Here is a 17361-nt window from a genome sequence, read left to right on the forward strand (position 1 = left end):
CCTACACTGGCTCTACGGTGGCGATGGGGGAGCGTTCCCCTCGACACGCGAACGAGCGAATTCGAGGAGGCTCTGCGCATGACACGAACAATCGACGAGAAGGTCGAACTGCTGTTGACCAACCCTGCGGAGTTGGCCGAGCACTCCTTCGAGACCTGGAATCAGCTGCCGCGCGACGAGGTCGATGCGCTGCAACTGGCGGCACTCCAGCGCCGCTTCGCGCAAATGCGCGACAGCATTCCGGTGCTGAAGAAGCTCGCCGATGGCGAGGGCGTCGAGCGCATCGAGAAACTCGAGGATCTGGTGCCGCTGCTGTTCGAGCACACGGTGTTCAAGTCCTACCCGCCATCGCTGCTGGAGAAGAACAACTTCACCGCGATCAACAAGTGGCTGAGCCGGCTGGTCATCCCGGAAATCGGTGAAAAGATCCTCGCCACCGACGTCAGCGGTTGCCAGGGCCTCGACGACTGGTTCGAGACCATGGACGAAGCGGTACCCGAGCTGTGCCTCAGCCACACCTCCGGCACTTCCGGCACCCTGTCGTTCCTGCCGCTGGGTTTCCGCGAGTTCGAGAAATCCGTGCAGATCCGTCGCCTGTATGCCTGGGGCATGACTGGCCCGGACAGCCCGGCGGTGGACATGCATTCCGCCTATCCCTACTACCGCAAGGGCTACCTCAGCCACCTGCGCGGCAACGTGATGCTCATGCGCACGGTGCTGCCGAGCCTGGACAACTTCCATGCCGCCTACCCGGCGACGCTGTCCAGCGACGTGCTGCACCTCGGCGCCAAGGTCCGCGCGGCACATGCCAAGGGCACCCTCGACCGTCTGGTGATCAGCCCCGAGCTGCTGGCCAAGAAGAAGGCCTTCGATCAGCTGCAGGCCGACATGCCGCAGCACCTGGCCAACTTCTTCGACGAGATGACCCGCGAACTCAAGGGCAAGCGCGTGTACATCGGCGGCACCTGGAACCTCCTGCACAACATGGCCAAGGCCGGTCTGGAACGCGGCATCGAGGGCGTGTTCCACCCCGATTCGTGGATCGCCACCACCGGCGGTGCCAAGGGCGTGGTGCAGCCCGAGGGCTGGCGCGAAGAGGTGATGCGTTTCACCGGCGTGAACAAGATCAACGAGACCTACGCGATGTCGGAAACGCCGAGCGGTTCGCACGCCAAGTGCGAGCACGGCAACTACCACTTCGCGCACACCGCGATTCCCTTCGTGCTCGACCCGGAAACCGGCAAGTCGCTGCCCCGTGAAGGTCGGCAGACCGGCCGCGCGGCGTTCTTCGACCTCGGCGCCGACCTGCGCTGGGGCGGCTTCATCACCGGCGACGAGATCACCGTGGAGTGGGACAAGCCCTGCGCCTGCGGCCGGCCGAGCCGTTACGTGGCCGGCGCGATCCAGCGCTACAGCGACAAGAACGGCGGCGACGACAAGATCACCTGCGCCGCCTCCGAACAGTCCCATCGCGAGGCGATGGACTTCCTGAATACCTTCGAGGGCTGATCCATGACCCATCCCATCGCGCCGCTGATCATTCGCGGCGAAGTCATCACCGACAACCTGATCGAAGTGGGTGGCCGTGGCGGTGACCTGGCCTTCCTCACCCCCGATGCGCACAAGTACATCGACAAGCTGCCACTGGGCAATCCGGCCAAGCTGGCCGACCTGTACGAACTGAGCTTCGAGGACATCCTCGACTACTGCGTGGCCCTCGGCGAACGCCTGGAATACAGCAAGAACCGCTACCTGCAGGAAGCCTGCGAGCTGTCCTACCTGACCGCACCGACCACCCCGACCATCGTCCGGGCCTCGTACATGGGCCTGCAGCACATGCTGACGCGTGAGTTCATCCGCGAGATGGTGGAAACCACCGTGGGCGTCGATTACCTGGAAGGCTGGGTCAAGCAGACCCTGCTCGACGGCACCGAACTGGAAGTGCGCTGCTTCGGCGCGCGCACCCTGCACATCGTCGCCGGCAACGCGGTGTCGCTGTCGCTGTGGACCATCATCCGCAACATGGTCCTGCGCAGCGACGCGATCATCAAGGCACCGTCCAACGACCCGTTCACCGCACTGGCCATCGCCCGCACCATGATCGACATGGCACCGGACCACCCGCTGACCAAGCACCTCACCGTGGCCTACTGGAAAGGTGGCGACCAGGCCCTCGAACAGCGCCTGTACCAGCCGCAGAACCTGGAGAAGATCGTCGCCTGGGGCGGTTTCGCCTCGATCAAGCACGTCACCCAGTACATCCAGCCAGGCCTCGAACTGATCTCCCTCGACCCGAAGCGCAGCGCATCGATCATTGGCGAGGCCACCTTCGCCAGCGAAGCGAGCATGCGCGAGGCCGCCGTGCGCCTGGCCGCCGACATCGGCGCGATCAACCAGAAGGGCTGCGTCTGCGCCCGGGTGATCTACGTGCAGAGCGGCACCGACGAGGATGGCCTGGCGCGCCTGAATACCTTCGGCCAGTACGTCTACGAGGCCATGCTCGGCCTGCCGAACACCCTGTCCACCGCGCCCAAGCGCTACGACCAGCGCCTCAAGGCGGAAGTCGACGCGCTGCGCCTGGATGACGAGTGGTACAAGGTCATCGGCGGCAAGGACGGCGAAGGCGCAGTGATCTGCTCGCAGATTCCCGAGCCGGTGTCCTTCTCCACCAGCCTCGACGACCGCACCGCCAACCTGGTGCCGGTCGATTCGCTCGACGAAATGATGGATGCGGTGGACTCCTACACCCAGACCGTCGGCGTCTACCCGGAGAGCATCAAGGACCAGCTGAAGGACGTCCTGCCGCTCTACGGCGCACAGCGCATCGTCTCGCTGGGCTACGCGGCGGCGATGAAGTTCGCCGCCCCGCAGGACTCGCTCGAGCCGATGCGGCGCATGGGCAAGTGGATCTCCAACCAGATCGCCTCGCCGGAAACCACGGCGGCGCCCTGGCTCCGACCTTCGATCTAAAGCCCCAGGCCCGGCGCATGCCGGGCCGTTTCGTTTTCTACGTTTGCACTCTTTGTCTGAGGAAAACTGTCATGACTGATTGTCTTGCCTATGGCGCCCACGAAGCCCACGCACAGCTGGCGCCGATGCGCATCGCGCGCCGCGTGCTGCGCGACGATGACGTGGCCATCGAGATCGCCTATTGCGGCGTCTGCCACTCCGACCTGCATTTCGCCCACAACCACTGGGGCAGCACCGTGTTCCCCTGTGTGCCCGGTCACGAGATCGTCGGCCACGTCACCGCGGTCGGCAGCCAGGTGAGCCGCTACCAGGTCGGCGACCGCGTGGCGGTCGGTTGCCTGGTCGACAGCTGCCAGCACTGCGCGGCCTGCGAAGCGCATCAGGAGCCGCACTGCGAGAAGGGCATGACCGCGACCTATAACGGCCGCGACCGCCATACCGGCGACGTCACCCTCGGCGGCTACGCGCAGCACATCGTGGTGCGCGAAGAGTTCGTCCTCAGCGTGCCGGCGGCGCTCGACCTGCGCTACACCGGCCCGCTGCTGTGCGCCGGGATCACCGTGTGGGTGCCGTTGCGCGAACATGGCGTCAAGCAGGGCACCCGCATCGCAGTGGTCGGGCTCGGCGGTCTCGGCCACATGGCGGTCAAACTGGCGGCCGCGCTGGGTGCGGAAGTTACGGTGATCACCACTTCGCCGAGCAAGGCCGACGATGCCCGTGCGCTGGGCGCGCATCACGTGCTGCTGTCCAGCGATCCGGAAGCGATGAAGGGCGCGGCCAACCGCTTCGACCTGATCCTCGACACCATCCCCAGCAAGCACAACGTCAATCCCTACCTGATGCTGCTGGCCCGTAACGGCAAGCTGGTGCTGGTCGGTGCGCTGGAGCCGCTGGAGCCGATCCACGGCGGCCTGCTGGCGCGCAACAACCGCTCGATCTCCGGCGCGCTGATCGGCGGCCTGGCGCAGACCCAGGAGCTGCTGGAATTCTGCGCCGAGCATCAGGTGCTGCCGAACTGCGAGATGATCCGCATGCAGGACATCAACGCCGCCTTCGAGCGCATGGAGAAGAACGACGTGAAGTACCGCTTCGTCATCGACATGGCCTCGCTGGCCGACGTGCAGGTCGACTGACGCAGACCGGGCAGGGGCGCCGCATGACGAGCGCCGCTGCCCGGTGCACTGCCCACTCCAAAGGGAGGGGGGCGAGAGCGATCCGATGCAGGCTAACTGGCTATGATCCTAGAGGTCGTACCGATTGCTTTCGACGGAGAATGTTCATGTCCATGCGATTACCTACCGCCCTTGGCGCTGCCGCCGCAACCTGGCTGGTGGCAGCCTGCCTGCAGGCGCCGCTCGCCCTCGCGCAAACCACTCCAGCAGCCCCCGCGGCGATCACCGATCAAGACATCAGCGACGCCTACATCTACCTGTTCGGCCGCCTGCTGGTGACCCGCCAGCAACAGCTGGACTTCAAGGACGGCCTGCAGTGGAACACCCTGCATCACCGCAAGCCCGGCGCGGTGGCCTGGGCCAACCCCAACCTGGATGTCGCCTATTCCGAGGCCTGGGTCGGGATCGACGAGAACAGCTGCACGCTGGTCTCGGTGCCGAAGGTGGTTGATCGCTACTACACCGTGCAGTTTCTCAACGGCTGGGGCGAGACCCTGGCCAACATCAACGAGCGCGAGTTTCCCAAGCATCCGGACGGCGAGTTCGCGGTGTGCCTGAAGGACGCCAAGGTCAGCCTGCCGGCCGGTACCCAGCGCATCGATGTGCCGGCGCGCACCCTGCGGGTGCTGAGCCGGGTCGAGCTGGGCAAGGACTGGAGCGAGGCCGAGCGTCTGCAGCACCAGTTCACGATGCGCCCGAGCGGCTCACCGAAACTTCCGGAAGTGCCGCAAACCCTGATGTTCGCCGCCGGCCAGCTGCCCGGTGTGGAAGCCTTCGACTCGGCGACCGTGGCGCTGCAGGAGCCGGACATCAACCCCGGTATGGAAACCCAGCAGGCCAATGTGCGTGCCATTGCCGCGGCCATCGCCGACCCGGCCGAGCGCGCGCGCATCGACAAGTCGATCCGCACCGTTGCCTTTGCCAACATCGCCAAGGCCTCGCCGCTAATGGGCCACGGCACCGCCAAAAATGGCTGGGCTCGCCCGGCTACCTCCGGGGTCTACGGCAATGACTTCCTGACCCGTACCCTGGTCAACTACGGCGGCATCTGGGCCAACAACCAGAAGGAAGTGGTCTACTACCGCGGCACCCTGGATGACCAGGGCCAACCGCTGCAGAGCACCCAGAGCTACTCGGTGACGTTCCCCGCCGACCAACTGCCGGACACCCTGGCGAATTACTACTGGTCGATCACCGTCACCGATTCCAAGACCTTCCTGGTGCTACCCAACCCGCTGAACCGTTTCTCGCTCAACGACCAGGCGGATCTGAAGTACAACCCGGACGGTTCGCTGACCCTGTACTTCGCCCCGGAACAGCCCAAGGACGCGCCGCAAGGCAACTGGCTGCCGACCCAGCCGGGCCACAACTACCGCATGATCTTCCGCTTCTACGGGCCGAAGAACGGCGCGGTCAGCGGTGATTACTACCCGCCGGTGATCAAGCGCTCCTGAGTCATCCATGCCAACGGCAGTTCGGGTCTCCCGGACTGCCGTTTTTTTTGCGCACAATAAAAAAGCCCCGGGCAAACACCGTCGTTCGTGGAAACGCCGGTGCCGCCCGGGGCAGCAAGGGTAAAGCTTGCGGATCAGGACACGCGTCGCGCCTTGTCCTTCCAGTACTTCTCGCGCACCTGACGGCGCAGCACCTTGCCGACCACGCTGACCGGCAGCGCGTCGACGAACAGGATCGACTTCGGCGCCTTGAAGCGGCCCAGGCGACCCTTGACGTGCTCGATCAGCGCCTCGGCGGAAACCTCCTCGCCGGCCTTGACCATCACCTCGGCATGCAGCGCCTCGCCCCATTCCTCATGGGGGATGCCGACCACCGCCGAGTTGGACACCGCCGGGTGCGAGTTGAGCGCCGCCTCGACTTCCACGGCGTACACGTTGAAGCCGCCGGTGATGATCATGTCCTTCTTGCGGTCGACCAGATGCAGGAAGCCTTCCTGGTCGAGGTAGCAGAGGTCGCCGGATTTCCAGAAGCCATCGACGAATTCGCTGGCGCTCGCCTCCGGGTTGTCGAAATAGCCGGATACCGTGCCGCGCGAGCGCACCCACAGCTCGCCGGTTTCGCCGTGTGGCACTTCGCGGCCGTCGTCGTCGACGATGATCACTTCGGCGCCGGCGGCGATGCGCCCGGCCGAGCCGATCTGCTCGTCGCTGGCGTTCAGGTGGTCGGCCTTGCTGAGCATCGCCACCGCATGCAGGCACTCGGTGGCGCCGTAGATCTGCATGAAGATGTTGCCGAAGCGTTCCTGGGCCTGGCGCAGCTTGGTCGGGCTCATCGGCGCGGCGCCATAGGCCAGGCTGTTCAGCGACGACAGGTCGAAGCTGGTGGCTTCGGGCATTTCCAGCAGCCGATAGATCATGGTCGGCACCAGCAGGGTCATGGTGATGCGTTCGGCCTCGATGTTGCGGCACAGCTGGACCATGTCCGGGATGTTCTGGGTCACCGTGCAGCCGCCGCGGAACAGCGTCGGCAGCAGGCCGAGGCCGGAGCCGTGGCTGATCGGCGCCATGTGCAGGAAGCGCGTCTCCGGCTGGTAGGGCTGCTCGCTCTCCATGTACATGGAGTCGCGCAGCGCCAGCCAGTTGTCCATGGTGTAGGGCACGCACTTGCTGACCCCGGTGGTCCCGCCGGTGAAGCGGTAGGAGACCACGTCGTTCTGCGTGTCCTGCGCCACTTCGGGGGTGGCGTCGCTGACCCCTTCGAGCAGGTCCCAGAAGTAACGCAGGCCGTTCTGCTGGATCACTGGCGGGTCCATGCAGACCACCGTGATGCCCTGTTCGCGGAGCAGGTCGAAGTAGCGATCGAGCAGGCTGTTTTCGAGGAACACCACCTTGGGCTTAATCAGTGCGATCTGCCCGCGGTGCTCTTCGAGCGAGTCGCGGAAATTAGTGTAGGCGCCTGCCGCCTCGCCTTTCATGGCGGTCCAGGCGTGCAGCAGCGACAGGTTGTCGTTATCGAGGATGCACAGGTAGATATCGCCACGCTGCAACTGCAGGCGCTCACGCATCATGTTGACGATGCGGTTGGTGAGCAGGTGCAGTTCGCGGAAGGTGTAGCGACGGTTGCGCTCGATGTTGACCAGGGCTTCCCGGTCAGCGAAGCGCACGGCCAGGTTTCTTACCGTGCGTGCGAAATTCATCGTGGTCATCTTGTTCTCCTTCCCGAATGCCGGGGCGCGCCCGCTGGGGGCATGCGGATGGCAGTCGGTGCCAGCGGCAGTCGTTCGCTGTGAATGCTGGTAGTGGACGATGGCCCCGGAACCCTCCGAGCGGTCTGCTCGGGGGCTTCCGGGGCCGGTACCAGGCGTCCAGTCCATCCGCAGCGTGTTCAGCTGCGGATTTTGCTGTCGATTCTAGCTAACGCCGAATCTGCACTCGCCTCAAGCGTTGAGGGCTTTCATCGCGGTGTCGACGAACAGCGCGACCTGGGCGTTGGCATCGTCACGCGGGCCGGCGCTGCTCCAGTCGGTGATCTGCTCGATCGCGGCTTCCACGTCTTCCGGAGCGACGTCACCGGCGATGTGCACCGGCGCGGTCTCTTCCATGCGCACGGCGGTGAACACGCCAGCACCGGCGCCGAGGATCAGCTTGGTCGGGGCGTTTTCGCTGACCAGGTACAGGGCGCCCGGAGTCACTTGCTCAGGACGGCTGGCCTTGAGCAGGGCTTCCGGCATCACGTCTTCGGTCATGCGCGTGGCGGCCATCGGCGCCAGGGTGTTGACGCGAATGTTGTTCTTGCGGCCTTCGATGGCCAGCATGTTCATCAGGCCGACCACGGCCATCTTCGCCGCGCCGTAGTTGGCCTGGCCGAAGTTGCCGAACAGGCCGGCGGCGGAGGTGGTCATCAGGATGCGCCCGTAGTTCTGCTCCTTCATCACGTCCCAGACGGCCTTGGAGCAGTTCATCGCGCCCATCAGATGGACGTTGATCACTGCGTGGATGTCGGCCAGATCCATCTTGGCGAACGACTTGTCACGCAGGATGCCGGCGTTGTTGATCAGGATGTCGACGCGGCCGAACTCGGCGACGGTCTGGGCGACCATGGCCTGGACCTGCGCGAAGTCGGCGACGTTGGCGCCGTTGGCGATGGCGGTGCCGCCGGCCTGGCGGATTTCTTCGACCACGGCCAGGGCGGACTCGGTGGAAGAACCGGTGCCGTCACGGCTGCCGCCGAAGTCGTTGATCACCAGCTTGGCGCCACGCTTGGCGAGTTCCAGTGCGTGAATGCGGCCCAGGCCGTTGCCGGCGCCGGTGACAATGGCCACTTGGCCGTCGAAGCGAATGGTCATCTTGTTAACCTCAAATTCAGTGAGTAGCGAAGGGTGCGGCGCGGCCGGGGAGGGCCGCGCCTCAGGTCATCAGGCGCGGCTGAAGATGCCGACGTGCTCGGTCGATTCCTCGACGCGCCACAGGCCGCCGCCGTTGCCCTGCAGGGCGATGCGTGCGCCTTCCACCTGGCGCGGGCCGCAGTTACCGCGCAGCTGCTCGACCAGCTCGAAGATCTGGCCGATGCCGGTGGCGCCGATCGGGTGGCCCTTGGATTCCAGGCCGCCCGACGGGTTGACCGGCAGACGGCCGCCCAGCGCGCTGTCGCCGCGCTCGGCATCCACGCCGCTCATGCCCGGTTCGCAGAGACCCAGGGCTTCGATGGCGAGCAGCTCGCCGATGGCGGTGGCGTCGTGCACTTCGGCCACGTCGACGTCGGACGGGCTGATCCCGGCCTGCTCGAACGCCGCCTTGCCAGCCAGGTGCGTGCAGCCCTTGTCGAAGTCTTCAGCGGCGCGTGCCGAGGCCGAGCGCACCACCGAGGCCAGCACCTTGATCGCGCGGTTCTTGTCGAAGCCGTACTTCTTCAGCGCCGACTCGGTGCAGAGGATCGCCGCGGCGGCGCCGTCGGAGATCGGCGAGCACATCGGCAGGGTGATCGGGTAGGTGATCGGCGGCGCGGCGAGGATTTCCTCGATGCTCATGGCGTTGCGGTACTGCGAGCGCTCGTTGTGCACCGAATGGCCGTGGTTCTTCGACGACACGGCAGCCAGCTGGCGCTGGGTGATGCCGTAGCGCTCCATCAGGCCGCCACGGCCGAGGGCCGCGTAGACGTCCATGAACGGGCTGTAGGGGTTCTTCGACTGCGAACCTTCCGGCGGCACGATGCTCTTGCCCATGGCTGCCAGGTAGTTCTTGTTGTCCTCGAAGGTCTCGATGTCCCAGGCCGACTCGAAGGCGGAGAACATCTTGGCCTTGTCGCTGTAGAACATCTTCTCCGCGCCGACGGCGATGGCAACGTCAGCGGCACCGGCTTGCAGCTGGGTGACCGCCAAGCTGAAGGCGTGGCTGGAGGAGGCGCAGGCGCCTTCGATGTTGAAGATCGGGATGCCGTCCAGGCCCAGCGGCAGCAGGGCGACCTGGCCACGGATCATGTGCTGGCCGTCGAAGTGGCCCTGGGTGCAGTTGCCGAAGAAGCCAACCTGAATCCACTTGCGGTCGCAACCGGCGTCTTTCAGGGCGTCTTCGACGGCCCAGGCGGTGAGTTGCTTGACGGTTTTGTCCACGTGGCGACCGAATTTGGTCATGCCCACGCCGACGATATAGACGTTTTCCATTTCTACTCCTGCACGATCTGCTGCGCGTCGGCATAGCTGCGTTGGGCTCGCGAGATCATGGCTATTGGTTGAGTGACGGGATCAGTAGCCCTTGCCGATCAATAACCTTTAAAAGCCGGCTTGCGCTTCTCAGCGAAGGCGCGCACGCCTTCGGCCATGTCGTAGGAGCGCTGGTGGTCGCGCAGCGCCAGCAGTTCGTGGCGCAGCGCATCGGCGCGGCTCTTGTCGGTGGCTTCGTCACAGACTTTCTTCATCTTGCGCAGCACCAGCGGGCTCTTGTCGGCGAGCTTGTCGCCAATCGCCTGGACGCGGGCGACCAGTTCATCGTCGGCCACCACTTCACTGACCAGACCGTATTGCTTCATGTCCGCAGCCGGCAGGGCGTCGCCGGTGAACAACATGTACTTGGCGATGTTCTCCGGAATCTTGCGCGGCAGTACGGCAGCGCCACCGCCACCCGGGAACACGCCGAAGTTGGAGTGCGCGTCGCCGAAGCTGGCGCTCTCGGCGGCGATCACGAAGTCGCAGCACAGCACGGTTTCCAGACCACCGGCCAGGGCCATGCCGTTGACCGCGGCGATCACCGGTTTAGGGAAGACGCGCAGGCGGTCGAAGAACGCCACGATGGTGTCCAGCAGGTCCATTTCGCCCGGCTGAGGGGTGCCGCCGGCCTTCAGGTCGGCGCCGGCGCAGAACGCTCGGCCGGTGGCGGTCAGGGCGACCACGCGCACGCTGGCGTCATGTTCCCAGCCTTTCAGACACTCGATCATCGCATCGAGCATGTCGCGGTTGAGGGCGTTCATGGCCTTCGGCCGGGTCAAGGTGATCCAGCCCACCTGGCCCTTCACTTCAAAGGAAACCGACTCGCTCATTTCTTATCCTCGCTCAGCTTGCAAATGGCGTTTTGGGTCAGATGTGACGTTACGTCAGGCGCTTTCGGACCCACCCCTCCCTTAATGGACGGGTGGGGAGGGGAGTGGGTGTCAGGCGTGCGCAGCGGGCTTACCATCGGGCTGCGGCGTGGTCCGGGGCCGCTATCCACGGGGTGGCGGCGGGCGTCCTGCCGGCGGCGCGGATGGCGGGAATTGCCATGGGCGGGTCGGCGCAGGCCTGCCAGGCTAGGCGGCTTTATCGGTATGCCGGGCGGGGCGACTCGCCCCGGACCTGCCATGATGGTGTTGACGGTCGGCTCTGCGTGGCGCGGCCGATGGGCAAGGCGGAGCAGTCAATCGATGCAAACCACGGTAATGAATTCCGAGAATCTGCTGGTCGCGACCAAGTTCTCGCCACCGCGACTGAACACGCGGCACATCCCGCGCGCGCACCTGCTCGGCCGCCTGCGCGAGGCGCAGGACAGCACCGTCACGCTGATTACTGGCGGAGCGGGGTTCGGCAAGACCATCCTGCTCGCGCAATGGCGGCAGGAACTGATGAAGGCCGGGGTCGAGGTCGCCTGGCTGTCGTTCAGCCATGACGACAAGGAGTTCCAGAGCTTCTTCTCCTACCTGCTGACGGCCCTGCAGCACCTGGGCATCCAGATCGACGGCGAGATGCTCAATGCCGACGGCGGCGACCAGTCGATGAACGCGGTGGTCGCCGTGGTGACCCGCGCGGCGGAGGAGATCGGTCGCGAGCTGTACCTGCTGATCGACGACTACCAGCACATCGAGGCGCCGTCGGCGCATCGGCTGATCCAGAAGCTGCTCGACCACTGCCCGGCCAACCTGCACATCGTGATCGCCTCGCGCACCATTCCGCCGCTCAGCCTCGGCCGGCTGCGCATGCAGGGCTATGTCGCGGAAATCGACTTTGCCGAGCTGCCGTTCGACCTGGACGAGACCAAGGCGTTCTTCGAGCAGAACCTCAGCAGCCTGACCCTCACCGCCGACGAGGACCGCCTGATTCATGACCTGACCGGCGGCTGGCCGGCCAGCCTGCAGCCGATCGCCACCATGCTGCGCGTGCGCCCGGCCAAGCGCGCCAAGCTGCGCTCGCTGCTGTGGAAGTCGTCCGATCTGCAGGCCTACCTCGCCGAGGACGTGGTGGCCTGCCTGCCCGAGGAACTGGTCGAGCTGATGGAGAAGATCTCGATCTTCCGGCGCTTCAACGCCGAGCTGGCCGAGTTCGTCGCCCAGGACCCGCGCGCCGCCGAGCTGATCCGCCTGGCCGAGGACGAGAACCTGCTGATCTACCGGGTGGAGTCGGACGACCGCCTGCCGTGGTATCGCTTCCATCCGCTGTTCGGCGAGTTCCTCGCGCAGCGCCTGGCGCAGCAGGGCCAGGCTGTGGTCGAGGCGCTGCACGGGCGGGCCAGCCAGTGGTTCGCCGAGCACGACTTCCTCGCCGAATCGATCCGCCACGCCAACCTGAGCGGCGATCTCGACTACGCGGTGAGCGCCCTCGAAGAGGCCGCGACCACCACCTGGAGCATGGCCTACATCGGGCCGATGCTGCACCTGCTCGACCGCCTGCCGCAGGAAACCCTGTTCGCCCACCCGCGGCTGTTCGTCCTCGGTTGCCTGACCTACGCGCTCACGGCGCGGCCGGAGAAGGCCGAGCGCTGGCTGGAGCAGATCCGCCGCACCGAGGCGGCGAAGAACCCGGCGATTTCCTCGCGCTTCGCCCTGGCTGACGCCGCCGTGGCGATGCAGCTCGACGACCTCAAGCGGGTCATCGACCTGCTCGAGCCGGCGCTCAAGGCGCCGGTGGAGAATCGCTCGCTGCGCTACATCAGCCTGTCGGCGCTGGTGGTGGCCTACCTGGCGATGGGGCGTTTCGAGGACGTGCGGCGGCTGTTCGATGACAACCCGATCAACCCGGACGACCGCGACAACGACATGGCCATGGTCTTCGAAAGCAACCGCGCGCTGGCCTACCTGACCCGCGGCAGCGTGCGCGAGGCCGAGCGCATCGGCGCCGGCGTGCTGGCGCGCGCCGAGGCTGGCTATGGGCGTGGCTCGGTGGCCGCCAACCTGTGCGCCTCGACGCTGAGCGACGCTTATTACGAGCTCGATCGCATTGATGACGCGCTGGCGGTGCTGGCCAACCGCTCGGGCATTCTGCAGTTCTCGATGCCGGACGTGATGGCGCGCGCCTCGTTGTGCCGCTCGCGTATCGAAGTGCTGCGCGGCGAGCCGCAGGATGCCCTGCGCTTCCTCGAAGACCAGGCGGCGCACTTTCACCTGCTCGGCTTGAGCCGGCCGCAGGCGGCGATGATTGCCGAGCAGGCCGCCCTGCTGCTGGCGATGGGTGAGCGGCGCCAGGCCGGTGAGCTGCTGGCACGTCTGCAGGCCCTGGCGGAGCAGGGCAGCAGCGCCGGCGGCCACGGTGAGATCGCCGCGATCACCGCGGCGGTGCGCGCGCGCACCGCGATTGCCGACCGCGACCCGGCTGCCGCGCTGCTGGCGCTGGCCGAGGTGCGGAGCTTTGGTGAGCTGCATGGGCGCGGCCGGGCCATGGTCAAGACCAACCTGCTCGCGGCCATCGCCCACGACATGCAGGATGACCGCGAAGCCGCCGCCGCCGAGCTGGCCGAGGCCCTGCAGACCGGCGCCACACTCGGCCTGGTGCGCACCCTGCTCGACGAGAGCGAAGCGATGGAGCTGCTCGAGCAGCTGCGCGCCGACTTGCCGCTGGACGCCTTCACCAGCCAGTACCTGACCGATCTGCTGGCGCACCTGGCGGCGGAGGAGGGCGCGGCGGGTGCGGCGCTGGCGCGCGACGCCAGCAGCGGCCAGCCGGCGGTGCTGACCCCGCGCGAGCTGGAAATCCTCAGCCTGATCTCCCAGGCGATGTCCAACAAGCGCATCGCCCTGACCCTCAACCTGACGTTCGGCACGGTGAAGTGGAACGTCAAGAACATCCTCGCCAAGCTCGGCGTGTCGAGCCGCTACGGCGCGATCACCGCGGCCCGCCAGCAGGGCCTGATCAAGTAGGCCCATCTCTCCGAGCTTTTTGTAGGAGCGGATTTATCCGCGATGCGGGCACGTCTGCATCGCGAATAAATTCGCTCCTACAGATTCTTCCAGGCAGCCGTGTTCAACCTGAACTGGGAAGTTATCCGGGGGGGCTATCGCCCCTCCCAATAGGGAAGGAGCGACGCTGAAGGTAGTCATCTCATTCTGTAGGTGTGGACGAACCGACGGCCTTCCGTGGCCAGTGGCCTTATGGCGCCGCCGCGGATCAGGCCGCGCAGCAAAGCGCTGTGTCGGTGGACGAGCCCCCAGACAGACGAGGAAGACAATGAGCGATACATCTGCAGCGTTCCTGAGCGAGCAGGAAGTCATGATCCGCGATTCCGCCCGCAAGGTGGCCCAGGAGGTGGTCGCGCCGACTGCCGCCGAGCGCGATCGCACGGGCGCCTGGCCGCGGGCGGAGCTGAATGCGATCGCCGAACTCGGCTTCCTCGGCATGCACATCCCCGAAGAGTACGGCGGCGTCGGCCTCAGCTTCGTCGAGTACTGCCTGACCATCGAGGAATTTGCCGCGGTCGATGCCGGCTTTGCCACCGCCCTGCATGTACACAACTCCGTGGCCCTGTCGATCTACCGCGACGGTACCGAGGAGCAGCGGCAGCAATGGCTGCCGGCGATGATTAGTGGCGAAAAGATCGGCTGCTTCCTGCTCAGTGAACCGCACGCCGGTTCGGATACCGCCGCGTTCCGCACCTCGGCGCGCCGCGATGGCGATCACTATGTGTTGAATGGCAGCAAGCAGTTCATCTCCAACGGCGGCGAAGCCGGCGTGGCCATCGTGGTGGCCGTCACCAACAAGGACGCCGGCAAGAAAGGTGTCAGCCTGATCATGGTCGACCCCAGCACCCCGGGCTTCGCGGTCACCCGCAACGAGGAAAAGATGGGCCAGCGCACCGCCAACCTGGCGGCGATCCAGATGGAAGACTGCCGGGCGCCGCTGAGCAACCTGCTGGGCGCCGAAGGGGCCGGCTACAAGCACATCATTGCCGGGCTGGACGAAGGCCGGGTGGCGATTGCTGCACTGGCCAACGGGGTGGCGCGCGCGGCCCTGGAAGCCGCGGTGAAGTACGCCAAGGAGCGCGAAGCCTACGGCGCGCCGATCATCAATCTGCAGGGCGTGGCGTTCGATCTGGCCGACATGGCGACCCAGGTGGAGGTGTCGCACGTGTACATGCTGCACGCCGCCCGTCTGTGCCAGGCCGGAGTGCGCTGCCCGAAGGAGGCCTCGCTGATCAAGCTGTTCGCCAGCGAGATGGTCGAGAAGGTCTGCTCGGATGCGATCCAGGTCCACGGCGGCTATGGCTACCTCAACGACTTCCCGGTCGAGCGCTTCTACCGCGATGCACGGGTGATCAAGATCTACGAAGGCACCAGCCACATCCAGAAGCTGATCATCTCGCGCAACCTGTAATCGCCGCGCCCGGCCGCCCGCGTGCGGCCGGGTCGATCCAACCGTGAGGGAGCAGGATCATGAGTAACCCGACAAACGCCGCGGTGCTGTACGAGAAGATCGGCAAGACCGCGGTGATCACCCTCAACCGGCCGCAGACCCGCAACGCCCTGGAAGAGGCGGTCATGGCCGCGCTGCCCGAAGCGGTACGCCGCGCGCGCGGCGACCGCTCGGTGGCCTCGGTGGTGCTGACCGGCGCCGGCGGCGCGTTCTGTTCCGGGGCCTACCTGGGCGAGGCGAACGACAACGAGAAGACCTTTATCGGTCGCGACATCGTGCTCGACTCGCAGGACTGGTTCGCCGAACTGGCCAATATGGAAAAGCCGGTGATCTCGGCGGTCGACGGCGTCGCCGTGGGCGCCGGCTTCTCGATGGCGCTGGCCGCCGACTTCGTCTTCGTCTCGCCGCGCGCGCGGCTGATGCCGTCGTTTATCGGCGTTGGCCTGGTCCCGGACCTGGCGATGATGTACGTCCTGCCGCGTTTGGTCGGTCTGGCCAAGGCCAAGGAAATCATCTTCTCGGCGCGGCCAATCGCCGCCGAGGAGGCCGTCGCGCTGGGCATCGCCCAGGCGGTGGTGCCGGCGGAGAGTCTGCTGGACGAGGCGCTGTCGTTCGCCCGCCGCTTCGATGACGCCCCGCCCCGCGCGCTGGGCATGGCCAAGACCATCCTGAACCGCTCGTTCGAGACCGACCGCGCGGCGATGACCCAGCTGGAGGCGGCGGCGCAATCGCTGTGCGTGGCCAGCGATTACCACGCCGAGGCGCTGCGCCGCTTCATGGCCAAGGAACCGGCGCTCTATCCGCCGTCTGTGCCGCGCCCGTCCTGAGTAGCGCCGCTACGGTTCCCCCCCCCCTTCGATTGCCTGGAGGGGGAGGGGCAGCTGGCGCTTTCCAGCCCTACCCTGAAATTCGTCGCCTCACCGCCCGCCAGCCTTGCTCACCAGGGCCGGCGCTGGGCTGGTGGCTTACAGAAAAACGAGAGGAGTAAAGACATGACGCAGAAAGTCGTGGTCGCCGGTGTCGGCATGATTCCATTCACCAAGCCGGGCCAGAGCGAAACCTACCCGATCATGGGCGAGCAGGCGGTGCGTATCGCCTTGGCCGACGCCGGCGTCGGCTACGAGTCGATCCAGCAGGCCTACGCCAGCTATGTCTTCGCCGACTCCACGGCCGGCCAGCGCGTGCTCTACAACGTAGGCATGACCGGCATCCCGGTGATCAACGTCAACAACAACTGCGCCAGCGGTTCGACCGCGCTGTTCCTCGCCAACCAGGCGATCGCCAGCGGCATGGCCGACATCGTGCTGGCCTTCGGCTTCGAGCAGATGGTCCCCGGTGCCATCCCCAGCTCCTTCGCCGACCGTCCCAGCCCACTGGAGCTGTTCCTCGATCAGTGCGACAACCACGTGCCGGGCGCGGCAGCCATCCCCTCGGCGCTGCGCATCTTCGGCAGCGCCGGCTATGAGCACATGAAACGCTTCGGCACGCCGCTGGAAACCTTTGCCAAGATTCGCGCCAAGGCCAGCCGCCATGCCGCCAACAACCCCAAGGCAGTGTTCCGCAAGATCGTCACCGTCGAGGACGTGCTCGCCGAGCAGGTGATGTGGGAAGGTGTGATGACCCGTTCGATGGCCTGCCCGCCGACTTGCGGCGCCGGTGCGGTGGTGTTGTGCAGCGAGGCCTACGCGAAGAAGCACGGCCTGGATGCCAGCGTGTATATCGCCGGTCAGGCGCTGACCACCGATGGCCCGGAAGCCTTCAATTCCGGCGACATGCGTGACGTGGCCGGCTACTCGATGTCGCGCGCGGCGGCCAACAAGGTCTACGAGATCGCCGGCGTCGGCGCCCAGGACGTCGACGTGGTCGAGCTGCACGACTGCTTCGCGCAGAACGAGCTGCTCACCTACGAATCGCTCGGCCTGTGCCCGGAAGGCGGTGCGCAGAAGTTCGTCGATGACGGCGACAACACCTACGGCGGCAAATTCGTGGTCAACCCGTCCGGCGGCCTGCTCTGCAAGGGCCACCCGATTGGCGCCACCGGCCTCGCGCAATGTACCGAGCTGGTCCAGCAGCTGCGCGGCCAGGCCGAGCAGCGCCAGGTCGAAGGCGCGCGTATCGCCCTGCAGCACAACATCGGTATCGGTGGTGCGGCCGTGGTCACCATGTACCGCAAAGACTGAC

12 protein-coding genes are annotated in these 17361 nt (G+C 66.0%); 8 read left to right on the forward strand and 4 right to left on the reverse strand.

Annotation, left to right across the window (positions count from 1 at the left end; all coding sequences use genetic code 11):
• Nucleotides 1–78 precede the first annotated feature (78 nt).
• From JQX08_RS19910 to JQX08_RS19925, 4 genes are all read left to right on the forward strand, one after another.
• Nucleotides 79–1509, forward strand: coding sequence for a phenylacetate--CoA ligase family protein (locus tag JQX08_RS19910; protein ID WP_205350164.1), 1431 nt, complete (start codon nt 79–81; stop codon nt 1507–1509).
• Between the two features lie 3 nt (nt 1510–1512).
• Complete coding sequence (locus JQX08_RS19915) at nt 1513–2970, forward strand: acyl-CoA reductase (protein WP_205350165.1); 1458 nt, start codon at nt 1513–1515, stop codon at nt 2968–2970.
• Between the two features lie 71 nt (nt 2971–3041).
• On the forward strand, nt 3042–4103 hold the full coding sequence (locus JQX08_RS19920; protein ID WP_205350166.1) for an NAD(P)-dependent alcohol dehydrogenase: 1062 nt from the start codon (nt 3042–3044) through the stop codon (nt 4101–4103).
• Between the two features lie 146 nt (nt 4104–4249).
• Entirely contained in the window at nt 4250–5596 is a 1347-nt protein-coding gene (locus JQX08_RS19925; RefSeq protein WP_205350167.1) for a DUF1214 domain-containing protein, read from the forward strand.
• A 134-nt stretch (nt 5597–5730) separates the two neighbouring features.
• Here the strand turns inward: JQX08_RS19925 and JQX08_RS19930 are convergent, their stop codons facing one another.
• The 4 genes from JQX08_RS19930 to JQX08_RS19945 form a co-directional block, all read right to left on the reverse strand.
• Nucleotides 5731–7302: an AMP-binding protein gene (locus JQX08_RS19930; protein ID WP_205350168.1), complete on the reverse strand. Its 1572-nt coding sequence runs from the start codon at nt 7300–7302 to the stop codon at nt 5731–5733.
• Nucleotides 7303–7533: 231 nt separating this feature from the next.
• On the reverse strand, nt 7534–8442 hold the full coding sequence (locus JQX08_RS19935; RefSeq protein ID WP_205350169.1) for an SDR family NAD(P)-dependent oxidoreductase: 909 nt from the start codon (nt 8440–8442) through the stop codon (nt 7534–7536).
• Between the two features lie 69 nt (nt 8443–8511).
• The gene (locus tag JQX08_RS19940; RefSeq protein ID WP_205350170.1) at nt 8512–9756 is read right to left on the reverse strand and encodes a thiolase family protein; all 1245 of its coding nucleotides are present in this window, start codon (nt 9754–9756) and stop codon (nt 8512–8514) included.
• Between the two features lie 98 nt (nt 9757–9854).
• Entirely contained in the window at nt 9855–10628 is a 774-nt protein-coding gene (locus JQX08_RS19945) for an enoyl-CoA hydratase/isomerase family protein (protein ID WP_205350171.1), read from the reverse strand.
• Nucleotides 10629–10988: 360 nt separating this feature from the next.
• On the opposite strand from JQX08_RS19945, the gene JQX08_RS19950 reads away from it, so the two are divergent.
• The 4 genes from JQX08_RS19950 to JQX08_RS19965 all read left to right on the forward strand — a co-directional run bounded on the left by JQX08_RS19950 (nt 10989) and on the right by JQX08_RS19965 (nt 17360).
• Nucleotides 10989–13691: a winged helix-turn-helix domain-containing protein gene (locus JQX08_RS19950; RefSeq protein ID WP_205350172.1), complete on the forward strand. Its 2703-nt coding sequence runs from the start codon at nt 10989–10991 to the stop codon at nt 13689–13691.
• A 307-nt stretch (nt 13692–13998) separates the two neighbouring features.
• Nucleotides 13999–15141: an acyl-CoA dehydrogenase family protein gene (locus tag JQX08_RS19955; RefSeq protein WP_205350173.1), complete on the forward strand. Its 1143-nt coding sequence runs from the start codon at nt 13999–14001 to the stop codon at nt 15139–15141.
• 59 nt (nt 15142–15200) lie between these two features.
• A complete protein-coding gene (locus tag JQX08_RS19960; RefSeq protein WP_205350174.1) occupies nt 15201–16007 on the forward strand; it encodes an enoyl-CoA hydratase/isomerase family protein in 807 nt (268 codons plus the stop codon).
• Between the two features lie 165 nt (nt 16008–16172).
• Nucleotides 16173–17360, forward strand: coding sequence for a lipid-transfer protein (locus JQX08_RS19965; protein ID WP_205350175.1), 1188 nt, complete (start codon nt 16173–16175; stop codon nt 17358–17360).
• The last annotated feature ends 1 nt before the right edge of the window (nt 17361 follow it).

Source organism: Zestomonas insulae (assembly GCF_016901015.1).
Classification (GTDB): Bacteria; Pseudomonadota; Gammaproteobacteria; order Pseudomonadales; family Pseudomonadaceae; genus Aquipseudomonas; species Aquipseudomonas insulae.

Coding starts and splice junctions, on each gene's coding strand:
- JQX08_RS19910 (WP_205350164.1), top strand. CDS start 79: ATGACACGAACAATCGACGAGAAGGTCGAACTGCTGTTGACCAACCCT.
- JQX08_RS19915 (WP_205350165.1), top strand. CDS start 1,513: ATGACCCATCCCATCGCGCCGCTGATCATTCGCGGCGAAGTCATCACC.
- JQX08_RS19920 (WP_205350166.1), top strand. CDS start 3,042: ATGACTGATTGTCTTGCCTATGGCGCCCACGAAGCCCACGCACAGCTG.
- JQX08_RS19925 (WP_205350167.1), top strand. CDS start 4,250: ATGTCCATGCGATTACCTACCGCCCTTGGCGCTGCCGCCGCAACCTGG.
- JQX08_RS19930 (WP_205350168.1), bottom strand. CDS start 7,302: ATGACCACGATGAATTTCGCACGCACGGTAAGAAACCTGGCCGTGCGC.
- JQX08_RS19935 (WP_205350169.1), bottom strand. CDS start 8,442: ATGACCATTCGCTTCGACGGCCAAGTGGCCATTGTCACCGGCGCCGGC.
- JQX08_RS19940 (WP_205350170.1), bottom strand. CDS start 9,756: ATGGAAAACGTCTATATCGTCGGCGTGGGCATGACCAAATTCGGTCGC.
- JQX08_RS19945 (WP_205350171.1), bottom strand. CDS start 10,628: ATGAGCGAGTCGGTTTCCTTTGAAGTGAAGGGCCAGGTGGGCTGGATC.
- JQX08_RS19950 (WP_205350172.1), top strand. CDS start 10,989: ATGCAAACCACGGTAATGAATTCCGAGAATCTGCTGGTCGCGACCAAG.
- JQX08_RS19955 (WP_205350173.1), top strand. CDS start 13,999: ATGAGCGATACATCTGCAGCGTTCCTGAGCGAGCAGGAAGTCATGATC.
- JQX08_RS19960 (WP_205350174.1), top strand. CDS start 15,201: ATGAGTAACCCGACAAACGCCGCGGTGCTGTACGAGAAGATCGGCAAG.
- JQX08_RS19965 (WP_205350175.1), top strand. CDS start 16,173: ATGACGCAGAAAGTCGTGGTCGCCGGTGTCGGCATGATTCCATTCACC.